At 72.5% G+C, this 13,334-nt stretch carries 14 protein-coding genes and 1 pseudogene; 9 read left to right on the forward strand and 6 right to left on the reverse strand.

The window, feature by feature from the left end; all coding sequences use genetic code 11:
* Positions 1-93: 93 nt before the first annotated feature.
* The 5 genes from AB0881_RS37500 to AB0881_RS37520 all read left to right on the forward strand — a co-directional run bounded on the left by AB0881_RS37500 (position 94) and on the right by AB0881_RS37520 (position 5,492).
* On the forward strand, positions 94-549 hold the full coding sequence (locus tag AB0881_RS37500) for a hypothetical protein (protein ID WP_366625027.1): 456 nt from the start codon (positions 94-96) through the stop codon (positions 547-549).
* Between the two features lie 1,136 nt (positions 550-1,685).
* On the forward strand, positions 1,686-2,171 hold the full coding sequence (locus AB0881_RS37505; RefSeq protein ID WP_366625029.1) for a nuclear transport factor 2 family protein: 486 nt from the start codon (positions 1,686-1,688) through the stop codon (positions 2,169-2,171).
* Positions 2,172-2,228: 57 nt separating this feature from the next.
* On the forward strand, positions 2,229-3,446 hold the full coding sequence (locus AB0881_RS37510; protein ID WP_366625031.1) for a hypothetical protein: 1,218 nt from the start codon (positions 2,229-2,231) through the stop codon (positions 3,444-3,446).
* Positions 3,443-4,237 carry an SDR family oxidoreductase gene (locus AB0881_RS37515; RefSeq protein WP_366625033.1) on the forward strand — a complete coding sequence of 265 codons (795 nt, stop codon included), beginning with the start codon at positions 3,443-3,445 and terminating at the stop codon, positions 4,235-4,237. Before AB0881_RS37510 ends, AB0881_RS37515 begins: the two co-directional genes overlap by 4 nt.
* Before the next feature lie 91 nt (positions 4,238-4,328).
* Positions 4,329-5,492 carry a sulfotransferase gene (locus AB0881_RS37520; protein WP_366625035.1) on the forward strand — a complete coding sequence of 388 codons (1,164 nt, stop codon included), beginning with the start codon at positions 4,329-4,331 and terminating at the stop codon, positions 5,490-5,492.
* A 184-nt stretch (positions 5,493-5,676) separates the two neighbouring features.
* Here AB0881_RS37520 and AB0881_RS37525 read toward each other — a convergent pair whose 3' ends face one another.
* Positions 5,677-6,075, reverse strand: a complete 399-nt coding sequence (locus AB0881_RS37525; RefSeq protein WP_366625037.1) for a VOC family protein — start codon at positions 6,073-6,075, stop codon at positions 5,677-5,679.
* Between the two features lie 146 nt (positions 6,076-6,221).
* Here AB0881_RS37525 and AB0881_RS37530 point away from each other — a divergent pair, with 146 nt between their 5' ends.
* A complete protein-coding gene (locus tag AB0881_RS37530; protein WP_366625039.1) occupies positions 6,222-7,271 on the forward strand; it encodes a tyrosine-type recombinase/integrase in 1,050 nt (349 codons plus the stop codon).
* A 182-nt stretch (positions 7,272-7,453) separates the two neighbouring features.
* A complete protein-coding gene (locus tag AB0881_RS37535; protein ID WP_366625041.1) occupies positions 7,454-8,038 on the forward strand; it encodes a dihydrofolate reductase family protein in 585 nt (194 codons plus the stop codon).
* An 84-nt stretch (positions 8,039-8,122) separates the two neighbouring features.
* Here AB0881_RS37535 and AB0881_RS37540 read toward each other — a convergent pair whose 3' ends face one another.
* From AB0881_RS37540 to AB0881_RS37550, 3 genes are all read right to left on the reverse strand, one after another.
* Positions 8,123-8,890, reverse strand: a complete 768-nt coding sequence (locus tag AB0881_RS37540) for a hypothetical protein (RefSeq protein WP_366625043.1) — start codon at positions 8,888-8,890, stop codon at positions 8,123-8,125.
* A 34-nt stretch (positions 8,891-8,924) separates the two neighbouring features.
* Entirely contained in the window at positions 8,925-9,581 is a 657-nt protein-coding gene (locus AB0881_RS37545; protein WP_366625045.1) for an HAD-IB family phosphatase, read from the reverse strand.
* 111 nt (positions 9,582-9,692) lie between these two features.
* Positions 9,693-10,181: a DUF1707 domain-containing protein gene (locus tag AB0881_RS37550; RefSeq protein ID WP_366625047.1), complete on the reverse strand. Its 489-nt coding sequence runs from the start codon at positions 10,179-10,181 to the stop codon at positions 9,693-9,695.
* A 197-nt stretch (positions 10,182-10,378) separates the two neighbouring features.
* Between AB0881_RS37550 and AB0881_RS37555 the strand changes: the two genes are divergently transcribed.
* Positions 10,379-11,077 (forward strand): DedA family protein, encoded by a 699-nt coding sequence (locus tag AB0881_RS37555; RefSeq protein ID WP_366625049.1) that lies wholly within the window; start codon positions 10,379-10,381, stop codon positions 11,075-11,077.
* A gap of 109 nt (positions 11,078-11,186) precedes the next feature.
* Positions 11,187-11,924 carry a phosphatase PAP2 family protein gene (locus tag AB0881_RS37560; protein WP_366625051.1) on the forward strand — a complete coding sequence of 246 codons (738 nt, stop codon included), beginning with the start codon at positions 11,187-11,189 and terminating at the stop codon, positions 11,922-11,924.
* 194 nt (positions 11,925-12,118) lie between these two features.
* Here the strand turns inward: AB0881_RS37560 and AB0881_RS37565 are convergent, their stop codons facing one another.
* Complete coding sequence (locus AB0881_RS37565) at positions 12,119-12,775, reverse strand: response regulator transcription factor (protein WP_366625053.1); 657 nt, start codon at positions 12,773-12,775, stop codon at positions 12,119-12,121.
* 69 nt (positions 12,776-12,844) lie between these two features.
* A pseudogene (locus AB0881_RS37570) lies at positions 12,845-13,334 on the reverse strand (hypothetical protein); the annotation flags it as partial.

A 13,334-nucleotide genomic window follows, 5' to 3' on the forward strand; every position in this document is an offset into this window, starting at 1 on the left:
CCCCACGGAGAGCCCTTGGGGGAGCGGCGCCACCGGGGGAGCGGCCCCCCGACACAGAACTCAGTAGGCTTCGCCCGATACCGAGGGGAACCAGTGACACAGAGAACGCCTGCGGAAGAGGCCCTTCACGATCTGCGCGCGGAGATCGGCCCGGACGGCACGCCCGCAGCCACTCAAGCATGGTCAAGCTTCCTGCGCTGCGCCCGGAGACGGTACGCCACACCACGGACGCCCGACTCCGACGGGCTGCTGTTCCAGTACGGCATCGTCCCCTTCCACGGGCCCGAGATCTTCGTACTCGACCTCACCCGCCAGTTCGAGGCGATCGACGCCGACGGCGACCATGACCACTACGTCCACGTCCACTGCGCGCTGCACTACGCGCCCAACACGGCGTTGCGGAATCTGAGCAGCTTCAACTCCTGGTTCTTCCATGACGCCGACCAGGACCTGGACGAATGGTCCGCACCACTCTCCGACCTCGAAATCTGGAACGTCCTACGCCACCAGAGCCCGGTGGACACACGCATCGAACTGGAGACCGTCTAACGGGTGCGCACGCGGACGCAACGAGCCGGGGGAGAGCGCCACCTCGCCACACCCCGCCAAGTGCGAACACCCTCGATGCCCGGTCCGGCCCGTACCACCACGAATCCGGCGCGACTTGATTACTCAGAGTGACCAACCGTCCGCCGTGCCAAACGAGGCCTGTGGGGGAGCCGCCATAAGAACGCGCCGGACCGCCGCTCAAGCCGTTTCCGTCGAACAGGTGCCCAACACCGTCCAAGGCCAGCAAACAGACGGGTTTCATCGCGCTGAGTCGAGGCGGCGGGCGCGCCACCGAGCCGTACCGCTCGGGACGGGCCGCCGAGTTGGGGGACAAGGTGGTCGGCACGCCGGGACGCTCGCGGCGCCAGTGGGCGGGACAAGTGACCGAAGGATCTCCAGGGCACCGGGTTCACCCACCGCGCGGTTCGAGCCGGGCGACTAGAGCCCGCCGGGGCCAGCATCGGCGGGCGAGGCGGCGATGCGACAGCCGCTGCACCGACCGGTTGATCGTCAGGACGAGCGGCGGCCCCGCCCGGGGCCGAGCACGACCGCGAGCCCGGAGCGGCGCCCGGAGGGACCAGGATCACGTCGCCGGGTCGCAGGTGCTCCAGGGCGCTGTTCGCCACCGGAGGAGGTCGGGCGTCGAGGAAGCTGGCCTCGGCGAACGCCGGACGCGGAACAGACGCCCTCACGTCCGATCGCAGACGGGACGTGAGACGCATCGCCGCCTGCGATCGACCACGGCCCGGGCGGTCGCAGGCGTTGGCGCTGCGGCGTGGCGTACGCGCGGGCGGCGGGTTGCTGTCAGAGCCGTGGGCGGCGGGGAGGGGCGAAAACCGGTCTACTTAACATAATGTACATTATCGACCATCGGTCGAGCCGCCGGGAAGAGGGGCTGCCGGCGTCCCGTACACCCGGTTTCCGCCGTGCGCTCTTACGCGCCCGGCCGCTCCACGTCCCGGCGGAGTCGGCCGGGACGTCGGCCGGGTTGCCGCGGCGTGGCGTACGCACGTGCAGGCGACGTGCGCGTCCGGGACGGCCGCCGCGGCGATGATCTTGGAGGGTCGCCCGTGTGCTCGGCGGCCAATTAGAACCTGTTCTTGCCGAACGGGTGCGGCGCGCGGCAGGCTGGGCGCATGGACCTGATCGCGCTCGAAGAGATCCGCCGGCTCAAGGCCCGCTACCTGCGGTGCGTGGACCTCAAGCTCTGGGACGAGTTCGCCGACGTCTTCACCGAGGACGCCGTCGCCGAATACGACACCCCCGTACTCGGAAAGACGCTCCGCCTGGAAGGCCGCCAGGCCGTCCTCGACTACATGCGCGGCAACCTCGGCGCCGACACGATCACCGCGCACCTCGTCGGCAGCTCGGAGATCGACATCGACGGCGACACCGCCACCGGCATCTGGGCGCTGGAGGACACCGTCATCGCCGCCCGGTACCGCCTGCTCATCCGCGGCGCCGCCTACTACCGCGACGAGTACCGCCGCTGCGACGACGGGCGATGGCGCGTCGCGCGCACCGGGCACGAGCGCACCTACGAGTACACCGTGTCGCTGGACGACGTGCCCAGCCTGAAGTTCACCGCCGGGGTGCCGCAGGCGCCCATTGACGCTACCTAGAACACGTTCTAACCTCCGATTCCAGCACAGCGCCCGACAGCAACACCAGGGAGCCCGGTGGCCACCGAAACACCCCCCCAGACCCGCCCCGACACGACCGCCACCCGATCGTTCGCCGACGCGATCGGCGAAGCCGAACACCTCATCCGCACCGCACCCCACCTCAAGACCGACCAGGACCTCGCCGAAGGCCTCGACTACCTCGCCGGCAGCATCAAGGCCTCACTCCACATGGTCGCCGCCTACCAGCACGACCACCCCTACTTCGCCGCCTCCACCGGCCCCTACACCAAACTCGGCCTCGACAACCCCGACACCCTCTACTTCCACGCCTACATCCGCGACGACGCCGAATACGTCGTCACCGGACGCCGCGGCACCACCGCCGACCTCAGCTTCCAGGTCATGAACGGCGACTACTCGCCCACCCAGTCACCCGACAGCCTCACCGCCTTCGACGACCGCGAACTCGACATCGCCCCCGACGGCACCTACCGCCTCCGCTTCGGCCCACCCCGCGACGACCCCGAACCCGGCTACATCACCCTCCCCGACGGCGCCGCCATGCTCATCGTCCGCGAGGTCTACAGCGACTGGACCACCGAACGACGCGGCCAGATCCGCATCCACCGCGCCGACACCCTCGGCACCTCCCCGCCCCCCGTACCCGCCGACCGCATGGCCCGCCGCTACGACATCGCCGGCAAGATGCTCGTCGCCCGCATCCGCACCTTCCTCGCCTTCCCCGAATGGCACTACCTCCACCTGCCCGTCAACACCCTCACCGAGCCCCGCCCCACCCCCGGCGGCCTGGCCACCCAGTACTCCTCCGTCGGCCACTACGACCTCGACGACGACCAGGCCATGATCATCACCTGCCCCGCCGCCGACCCCGCCGACGCCCCCTACCAGGGCTTCCAGCTCGGCAGCATGTGGTACATCTCCCTCGACTACATCAACCACCAGACCAGCCTCACCGCCGACCAGGCCCGCATCGACCCCGACGGCAACATCCGCTACATCGTCAGCGAACGCGACCCCGGCCTCGCCAACTGGATCGAACGCACCGGCCACCGCCGCGGCTACCTCCAGTTCCGCTGGCAGCGCCTCACCCGCGACCTCACCCCCGCCGACGGCCCCACCGCCGAGATCGTCCCCTTCGACGACCTCCCGCACCGCCTCCCCTTCCACGACACCCAGCGCGTCACCCCCCGCGAATGGAGCGAACGCATCTCCGCCCGCCAGACCGCCGTCGCCGAGCGGATGCTCGGATGACCCCCGCCCCAGCCGGACTCCTCACCGGCCGCGTCATCATCGTCTCCGGCGTCGGACCCGGCCTCGGCCGCTCCCTCGCCCTGCGCACCGCCGCCGCCGGCGCCGACCTCGTCCTCGCCGCCCGCACCCAGAGCCGCCTCGACGACGTCGCCAAAGAAGTCGAAGCCCTCGGCCGCCGCGCCCTCACCGTCCCCACCGACATCACCGACGACGCCGCCTGCACCCGCCTCGCCGACACCGCCCTCGACACCTACGGCCGCGTCGACGGCCTGGTCAACAACGCCTTCGCCATCCCCCCGCTCACCGACCTCACCAAAGTCGACCTCGACGCCGTACGCGCCGGATTCGAGACCAGCTCACTGGCCGCCCTGCGCCTCACCCGCCTCCTCGTCCCCGCCCTCACCGAACACCACGGCTCCGTCGTCATGATCAACTCCGCCGTACTGCGCCACTCCCGCCGCACCTACGGCGCCTACAAGATGGCCAAGGCCAGCCTCCTCGCCCTCGCCCAGAGCCTGGCCACCGAACTCGGCCCCCGCGGAATCCGCGTCAACACCATCGCCCCCGGCTACATCTGGGCCGACAACCTCAAGTGGTACTTCGACCACCTCGCCAAGAAACGCGGCGTCACCGCCCAGGACATCTACGACGAGACCGCCCAGACCACCGACCTCCGCAAACTCCCCGACCCCGACGAGATCGCCGACACCGCGGTCTTCCTGCTCTCCCCGCTCGCCCGCGCCGTCACCGGCCAGTGCCTGGACGTCAACGCCGGCGAATGGCACCACTGACCCACCCCCACGCGCCCCCCACCCCGCACCGCCACGCCGCGCACCGCCCCCGGGCACGTGCCACCACCAGGAACCAGGAAGGACCCCACCGATGAACCCAGGCCGCGACAGCGTCGGGACCGTCGAGGACCTGCACGCCTCCGCGAGCAGGATCACCGGCCTGGCCGACTTCGGCACCGGCGCCGACCCCTACCTCGACGGCCTCGAGATCCTCCTGGACTCCTACGCACGCGAAGCCGGACTCACCCCCCAGGGCAACAAGGCCCAGCGCTCGTTCCTGCGCGGCGCCCTCGCCGCCCGACTGATGTCGCAGGCCGCCTGGGAACGCCACCCCGAGCACGCCGCCGTGCCGATCGAACGGCCCATCTTCGTCACCGGACTGCCCCGCACCGGCACCACCGCCCTGCACCGCCTGCTGACCGCCGACCCCGCCCACCAGGGCCTGGAGGTATGGCTGGCCGAGGTACCGCAGCCGCGGCCGCCGCGCGACACCTGGGACGCCGACCCCGTCTACCAGGCGATCGAGGCCGGCTACAAGCGCCACCACGTCGACAACCCCGAGTTCATGGGGGTGCACTACATCTCGGCGGACATGGTCGAGGAGTGCTGGCAGCTGCTGCGCCAGTCGATGCGGTCGATCTCGTTCGAGTGCCTGGCCCACCTGCCGACCTACTCGGCGTGGCTCGCCGGGCAGGACTGGACGCCCGCCTACGCCCGCCACCGCCGCAACCTGCAGCTGATCGGCCTCAACGACCCCGGCCGGCGGTGGGTGCTGAAGAACCCCAGCCACCTGTTCGCCCTCGACGCGCTGCTGGAGGTCTACCCGGACGCGCTGATCGTCCAGACGCACCGGGCGCCGCGCACGGCGATGGGGTCGATGTGCAGCCTGGCCGCGCACGCCACGGCGGGCTGGTCGGAGGTGTTCACCGGCGAGACGATCGGCCGCGACCAGCTGGAGCTGTGGAGCGACGGGCTCGAGCGGTTCCGTGCCGAGCGGGCCCGGCACGACCCGGCGCGGTTCTTCGACGTGGCCTACGACGATTTCGTGCGGGACCCGATCGCGACGGTGGCGGCGGTGTACGAGCATTTCGGGATCGCGTTCGGCGCCGAGGCGGAGTCGGCGATGCGGCGGCTGCGCGATGAGAGCGCGTCGGGTGCGGCGCGGCCGGCGCACCGGTACGCGCTGGAGGATTTCGGGTTGACGGCGGAGCAGGTGGACGAGCGGTTCGCCGGGTACGCCGAGAGCCTGTCGTGAGCCGGCGGCGGGTTCGTTCGTGGTGAGGGGGTCCCCCGGGCTTCGGGTGGTGGGGGTGGTGGGGTGTCGCGGCTGTGTGTTGCCGAGGTGCCGCGCCGCCCGAGCCATACCCGAACAAAGTGCGCAAAAGATGCTAAACCCGACAGAAGCGGGATTCTGTCGGGTTTAGCATCGGGCGGGGGAGTCACCGGTCGGCGGGGCTCTCCTGGACCACCCACTGGTTGCCGTCGGGGTCGCTGAAGTTCACGAAGCTGTTCCAGCGTCCCCCGGGGCCGTCGACCGGCCCGCTCTCCTCGAAGTGATGCACCCTGCCCGCGTCCACGCCGCCCTCCAGCAGCCGCGCCCGCGCCGCCTCGATATCGGGCACCACCAGCTGCACTCCCCTCAGCGACCCCGGCTCCATCGTCACCACCGTGCCGATCACGATCGAGCAGCCCGACCCCGGCGGCGTCAGCTGCACGATCCGCGTCTCCCCCTGCCGGGTGTCGTGGTCGACGGTGAAACCGACCTGCTCGGCGTAGAAGCGCTTGGCCTTGTCGATGTCGGTGACCGGTACGGGCACCACTTCCAGCGTCCACTCCATGACGGCCGTCCTCTCTGTGAGCGCACTCCCCCGGTCTGACCGCGCGGCGGCCCGGAAGTCATCGCCGCGCAGGCCCCGTCCTCCCCCGGGCGCCGTGCCGTGCTCGGGAGGCGTTCTGTCGGTGGCGCACGGTAACGTTCCGGCCCGTGCGTCCCACCGATGTCCAGCGCCTGACCGTCCAGGAGACCGCCGACCGCTACACCGAGATGGTGCGCGCGAAGTCGACCACGGGTGCGCTGGCGCCCGGCACGGCCGAGGTGTACGCGCGGGATGTGCTGACGTTCGCGGAGCTGGCCGGGCCGGAGCGGGTGCTGGACGATCTGAGCGGCGCGGACGTCGACGAGGTGCTGCTGAGGTTCGCGCGCAAGCCGGACGGGCGGCGCCGCGTCCCCTCCCCCGGCGGTGGTTCCGGTGGCGGGGCGGCGCGGCAGAGCGCGGCGTCGCAGGCGCGGTTCCGGCGGTCGCTGTCGGCGTTCTTCCGGTACGCGGTGATCGCGGGGTGGGTGCAGCTGAACCCGATGGAGGCGGTGACGCTGCGGGCCAAGGAGCGGGGCGGGCTGGGGGCGCGGCGGCGGGCGCTGACGACCGAGCTGGCGGGCGGGCTGCTGGGGGCGGCGCGGTCGATGGCGGCGGCGCCGGCCGATGCGGGGCGGCGGTCGGATCAGCGGACGGAGTTGCGGGACGCGCTGGTGGTGCTGATGCTGGCGGCGGTGGGTCCGCGGGTGTCGGAGCTGACGCGGGCGGACGTGGAGCATTTCTACGTCAATGACGGTGTGCGGTACTGGCGGATCTTCGGTAAGGGCGGGCGGACGCGGGACGTGCCTCTCCCCCGGGCGGTGACGCGTGTGCTGGAGGTGTATCTGGCCGAGGGGCGGCCGTTGCTGGATCGGGGGCGTGAGCCGCAGGCGCTGCTGCTGTCGTGGCGCGGGCGGCGGCTGGCGCGGGGTGATGTGCAGGCGGTGATCGACCGGGTGCTGGCGCGGGTGGATCCGGATCATCGGCGGGGTGTGACGCCGCATGGTCTGCGGCATACGACGGCGACGCATCTGCTGGCGGCGGCGACGGACATGGACGCGGTGCGGCGGGTGCTGGGGCATTCGGACCTGTCGACGCTGGGGCGTTACCGCGATGAGCTGCCGGGCGAGTTGGAGGCGGCGATGCGGGTCCATCCGCTGCTGGGCAGGGACGACGGCTGAACGGTTCCGGGGCGCTGTGTTCGCGGGCGCCCGGGGCTGGCGGCGCGCCGGCGGAGCGGCGCGGTGGTGCGCGTCCGTGTTCGGACGTGTCTTGAGGGCCGGTTCCGGTGCGGGCGTGGCGGGGTTGGTGGATCCTGGTGTCCGGCGGCCCCGCAGGGGCGCGAGGTGGCGAGGAGTGGCCCATGGGCGTGACCTACACCTTCGATGTCTACGCCAGCCTCGACGGCTACGGCTCCTACGGCGGCAGCGGCGACTGGGGCGGTTACTGGGGCAAGCAGGGCCCGGAGTTCCTCGGGCGTCGGCTGGCGTTGTACGGCGAGGAGCAGCGGCTGGTGCTCGGGGCCGTCACCTTCCGGGAGTTCGTGGAGGCGCTGGGACCGAGCGCCGAGGAGTCCAAGGTGGACGATCCGGTGAACGAGCGGCTGCGGAGTCTTCCGGCGACGGTGGTGTCGAGCACGCTGGAGGCGCCCCTCCCCTGGCCGGACGCGACGCTGGCCGAGGGGGACGCGGTCGATGTCGTCGCGCGGCTCAAGGAGGAGTCGAAGGTGCCGCTGCGCTCGCACGGCAGCCTGTCGATGAACCGGGCGCTGATGGCCGCGGGCCTGGTCGACCTCGTGCAGTTGACGATCTTCCCTGTGATCACCGGGCGGACCGGGGCGGCCCCGGTCTTTCGGGGCGCGGCCGATTTCGACCTGGAGCTGATCGAGCGGCGTACGCTCGACGGCAGCACTCAGGAGCTCGTCTACCGGCCCACCCTGCACGGCTGAGCCCGTGCAGTCCGTGTGGTCCGGTTTCCGGCGCGGTCGTTCGGTGACCGCGCGGCGCCGCCCCCGGTTCAGACCTGGCCGAGTTCAGATCCAGCCGAGTTCGGTGGGTTCGGGGAAGCCCTGGTGCCAGATGCCGTAGGCGATGAGCATGAGCAGCGCGGGGGCGAAGGCGATGGCCAGGACGCGGCCGAGGTGGCGGCGGGTGGTCCAGCCCCAGGCGCTGAAGGCGGCCGACAGCAGGAGGGCGGGTACGGCGAACTGGCCTTCCAGGGCGTTGGTGGTGAAGGTGAGGCCGGTGAGCAGGGCGAGGACGACCGGCCAGGGGCCGGGGGCGGCCGGGCGGGTGGCGAGGGCGGCGGCCAGCGCGGTGAAGACGAGGGTGACGCCGCCGTACCAGAGGTAGTGGCCGGCGTACTCGTCCCACAGGTGGGCGATGTCGCTGGGGGCGACGTTGCCGACGGAGTTGGCGGCGAGGTGGATGCCGTGGCCTTCGACGTAGGTGATGGCGCCCGCGAGGTAGAGGGCCCAGATGCGGGGGCCGGCGCGTCCGGCGCGCAGGGCCGCGGCGGCGGGCAGCAGGACGGCGTAGGGAGTGATCAGGTCGATCCAGTCGGCCCAGCGAGTGTCGCCGATGGAGCCGAGCCAGGCGAGGCCGACGCCGGTGTGATGGGTGAGGGCGTAGGCGATGGCGAGGGCGGCGAGCCAGGGCAGGTGGCGTGCGCCGGTTCCGGCGCCGGGGCGCGGCCGGTCGGGTTCGGGACGGCCGGTGGCGGTGGTGTCCGGGGCGGAGTGGCCGGCGCCGGGTGTCCCGTCCTGGTCGGGGCCGTTGGGGTCCTGGTCGGTACGGGCCATGTGGTCTCCTGTCGCGGCCGCGGGCGGGAGTCCATCATGGCGGGCGGCGGGTCAGCTGGGTAGCAGGGAGCGGCCGAGGTGGTAGGCCTCGGTGAGGTCGCGGCCTCGGTAGTCGGCGGCGGCGATGCCGGCCAGGTGGTGGTCGGCGTTGACGGCGACGGTGTGGGTGAGGTGGCGGAAGAGGGGGGGCGTCGGACATGGAGTCGCCGTAGGCGACGCAGCGGGTGCGGGGCAGGCCGTGGCGGGTGCGCAGTTCCTCGGCGAGGCGGACCTTGTCGTCGGGGGTGAGGATGCCGGCGGGGTCCAAGGGCGCGCTGAACGGCAGGGGCGGGAAGCGGGAGGCGATGACGTCGTCGAAGCCGAGGTCGAGGAGGTGGCGGGCGAAGAAGTCGGGTGACATGGTGATGACGGCGGAGTGTTCGCCGCGGGCGCGGATGTCGGCGCAGACGTCGGCGATGCCGTCGAGCCAGGGGCCGGCGGTGTAGGCGGCGGTGACGTCCGCGGTGGTGAGGTGGCCCCAGAGGGTGTGGAGGGTGGCCGAGAAGCCGCGGGTGTCGAGTTCGCCGGCGGCGAAGCGGGCTTCGAGGGCCTGGAGTTCGGGGAGGGTGCCCAGGCGGCGGGCGACCTCGAGGTTGGCGGTGCTTCCGGTGAGGAGGGTGCCGTCCATGTCGAAGATGTGCAGAGTTCCCACGGCCGGACATTGTGGTGGAGAGGCGGGCGGGACGCGAACCGTTTTCGCTGGTCGCGTCCCGTGGCGGGTGGGTGATGGCGAGTGGTGCCGGGTGATGGCGGGTTTGGTGTCTCAGTCCTTGTCGCTGGGCCACAGGGCGTAGGAGACGAGGATGACGGCCCAGATGGCCAGGGGTGTCACGGGCCAGTAGAAGTCCCATCGGCCGTCGCGCAGGCAGTCGACGGCCCAGATGGTGGTCATGATGGCGGCGCCGCCGGTCCAGTAGGCCCATTCGTTGCGCCAGGCGCGGCGGTCGTCCTGTTCGCGGGCGGCGGCCTGCTTGGCGAGGGCGGCGCGGGAGACGGGCAGGTCGGCGGTCAGTTCGTGGAGGTCGGCGAGGGTGGTGGCGCCGGCGGCCAGGGTGAGGCGGCGTTCGTATTCGGGGGTGTCGAGGGCGCCTTCGGCGAGGGCGTCGCCGAGGCGTTCGATGGTGGTGTCGCGGTCGGTGTCGGCGGCGCGGAGACCGCCCTGGCCGGTGGTGGGCCGGCCGGGGGCCTGGTGAGCCGACTGGTGGACGGTGGTCTGGTGGGCGTGCAGGCCGGTGCCGGGCTGTGGTCGCATGGTGTCTCCCCGTGGGTGCGGTGCGCGGTCTCCAGGATGGGGCGCCGGGGGCGGCGGGGTCGTCCTCCGGGGTGAGGAATCGGCCGTACATCGTTCGCAGGAGCGACGCGGGGCGGGTCTCCCCCTGACTGAAGTAGGGGGTGGCGGCAGACCTTCGCGCGATGTGCGGGGGTGCGGTCGTTTTCTAGCGTCGTGGCATGAACGGATTGCTGGATCTTGTGCACACGGCGGTGACGTCGCCGTGGTTCTACGTGGCGCTGTTCGCGGTGGCGGTGATCGACGGGTTCTTCCCCGTGGTGCCCAGCGAGAGCATGGTGATCACCGGTGGCGTGTACGCGGCGACGGGTGAGCCGGATCTGGCGCTGGTGATCGTGCTCGCGGCGCTGGGGGCGTTCCTGGGCGATCACGTGTCGTACCTGCTGGGGCGGGGGTCGGGCGGGCGGCTGCTGGCGCGGGTGGCGCCGGGGACGCGGCGGCATGCGGCGCTGGAGTGGGCGCGGCGGACGATGGACGAGCGCGGCGGGCTGATCCTGGTGGTGGCGCGGTACGTGCCGGGTGGCCGGACCGCGGTGACGCTGACGATGGGCGCGGTGGGGTACCGGCTGCGGTCCTTCACGGGGTTCGCGGCCCTGGCGGCGGTGAGCTGGGCGGTGTACGGGGCGACGCTGGGGTTCGTGGGCGGCAAGGCGTTCGAGCATGACCCGATCAAGGGTGTGGCGCTGGGGATCGGGCTGGCGCTGACGGTGACGGCGGTGGTGGAGACGGTCCGTTGGCTGCGCGGGCGTGCGGCGCGTGCCGCTGCTGCGGGTGGTCCGGACGGTGCGGCGCGGGACGGGGAGCACGGTGGCGAGGAGGCGGAAAAGGCCGGTGCGTCTGTGCCGATGTCCCGGCGCTGAGTGACGCCGACGTGACATTCTCTACGCATTCGTGAACGTACAGTGAACAATGGTGGCCCGGCGTGGGATCTCATCTCATGTACGGGCCGCCGCGACCGTGAGGGAGAGCATGCAACCGCCAGGCTTCAGCGCCGACTGGTATCGCGCCGTGACCGAGTTCGCCCATTCGACGCCCTCGTGGGTGCATCCGGTGGCGGAGATCGGGACGGACGCGGGGCTCTTGCTGTTCGCCGCGCTGTTCGTGGCGGGCTGGTGGCGGGCGCGTTCGGGGCAGGCGCCGGCGATGGGGCTGGCGCTGGCCGCGCCGGTGGCGGTGGTGGCCGCGTACCTGGTCAGCGAGGTGTCCAAGACCTTCATCGAGGAGGAGCGGCCGTGCCGGGCGGTGGCGGGGGCGATGAACATCGCCGCGTGCCCGGCGCCGGGTGACTGGTCGTTCCCCAGCAACCACTCGACGATCGCGGCGGCGTCGGCGGCGGCGATCGTGGTGGCGTGGCGGGCGATGGCGCCGCTCGTGCTGCCGCTGGCGGCGCTGATGGCGTTCTCGCGGGTGTTCGTGGGGGTGCACTACCCGCACGACGTGGTGGCCGGGTTCCTGGTGGGCGTGGTCGTGGCGCCGCTGGTGGTGCTGCTGGTGGCGCGTCTGGTGGCGCCGCTGGTGGGCAGGTTGCGGGAGGTGTCGTTCGGGGCGCTGCTGCTGGGCGTGCCCGCCGCCGTTCCCGGGCCGGCGCGTCGGCCGGTGCACCTTCCCCCGGCGCCCGGCCCGGGCCCGGAGCCGGGTCCGGCTCCTGCGGATGTGACGATGCCGGACGTGATGGGGGGCGTTCACTCCGCTCCCCCGCGCCGCTGAGGCCGGCCGGCCTCCGTTTCGCAACGCGGCCCCGCGTCCTCCGGGTGTGAATCCGGTGGGACGCGGGGCCGCGGTCATTGGGCGGGCGGCACGGCGGGCGGTACGCGGGCCGCGAGGCGGACCGGTACGCGGGCGCGGGCCGGGCGGGTGCAGTGCGGATGGGTTGGGTGCGGTGCGGGTGGTGCGGGTCGGGGTCAGGTGGTAGGGCTGAGGCCGGCCTCGTAGGCGATGATCGCGGCCTGGACGCGGTTGCGGACCTCCAGGCGGGTCAGGATCGCGCTGACGTAGGCCTTCACCGTTCCCTCGACGACGTGCAGCCGCCGCGCGATCTCGGCGTTGGACAGTCCCGCGCCCACCAGCGCCAGCACCTCCCGTTCGCGGGGGGTCAGCGCGGCGGTGCGGCGGCGCGCGTCGGCGCCGTGCGACATCCGGCCGCCCGACAGCTCGGTGATCACGCGGTGGGCGACCTTCGGGGACAGGTAGGCGGCGCCGTCGGCGACGGCGCGCACGCCGGCGATGAGCTCGTGGGGGTCGCCGGACTTCAGCAGGAATCCGGCGGCGCCGCCGGACAGGGCGCGGGCGATGTACTCGTCCTCCCCGAACGTGGTCAGCATGACCACGTTGGTCGCGGGGGCGGCCCGGCGGATCTCCGCGGCGGCCGCCAGGCCGTCCATGCGCGGCATCCGGATGTCGAGCAGGGCGACGTCGGGGCGGTGGCCCAGTGCCAGCTCGACCGCCTCGCGGCCGTCGCCGGCCTCGGCGACCACCTCGATCCCGGGGTCGGCGGCCAGGATCGCGCGTACCCCGGCACGGATCATCGCCTCGTCGTCGGCGAGCAGAACCCGGATCACCTGTGTCGTACTCCTTGTCTGGGGCTTGTCGGCCCGCGCACGGCGCTTCGCGCGGCGCGGGCCTCGGGGTCAGGGGGCGCCGGTCTCGGGGCCGGTCTGGGGTTCGGTCTCGGTGGTGGCCGGCCGCGGCGGCAGCAGGACGTCCTTGCGGGCCAGGCGGTCGCCGTCGAAGCACAGCCGGTAGAGCCGGCCCACGGCGAGCACGTTGGCGTCGGCGCGGTAGTAGCGGCAGCTCAGGCCGGGCGGCTCGGGGTGCTCGGCGCGGCGGGCGCCCGAGTCGATCACCTCCATGCGCGGCAGTACCGGGTCCATGGCCCCGAGGCTGGTCCCGGGGCGCAGTGCCGCGTAGTCGGACGGGCGCAGCACCGAGTTCATGGTGGCGTACACGTAGTACCCCACCATGATCGCGCCGAGTGCGGCGCTGAGCCCGGCGGGGACCGCGACGGCGGTGGCCAGGCCGCGGCGGACCTGGCGGCGCTCGCGTTCCAGCCGCAGCGCCGACTCCGAGGGCGGCTGCGCGTCCCCGGCGGCCGGGCCGGCCGTGCCGCCGCCCGGTGCG

Source organism: Spirillospora sp. NPDC029432 (genome assembly GCF_040703975.1).
GTDB lineage: Bacteria > Actinomycetota > Actinomycetes > Streptosporangiales > Streptosporangiaceae > Spirillospora.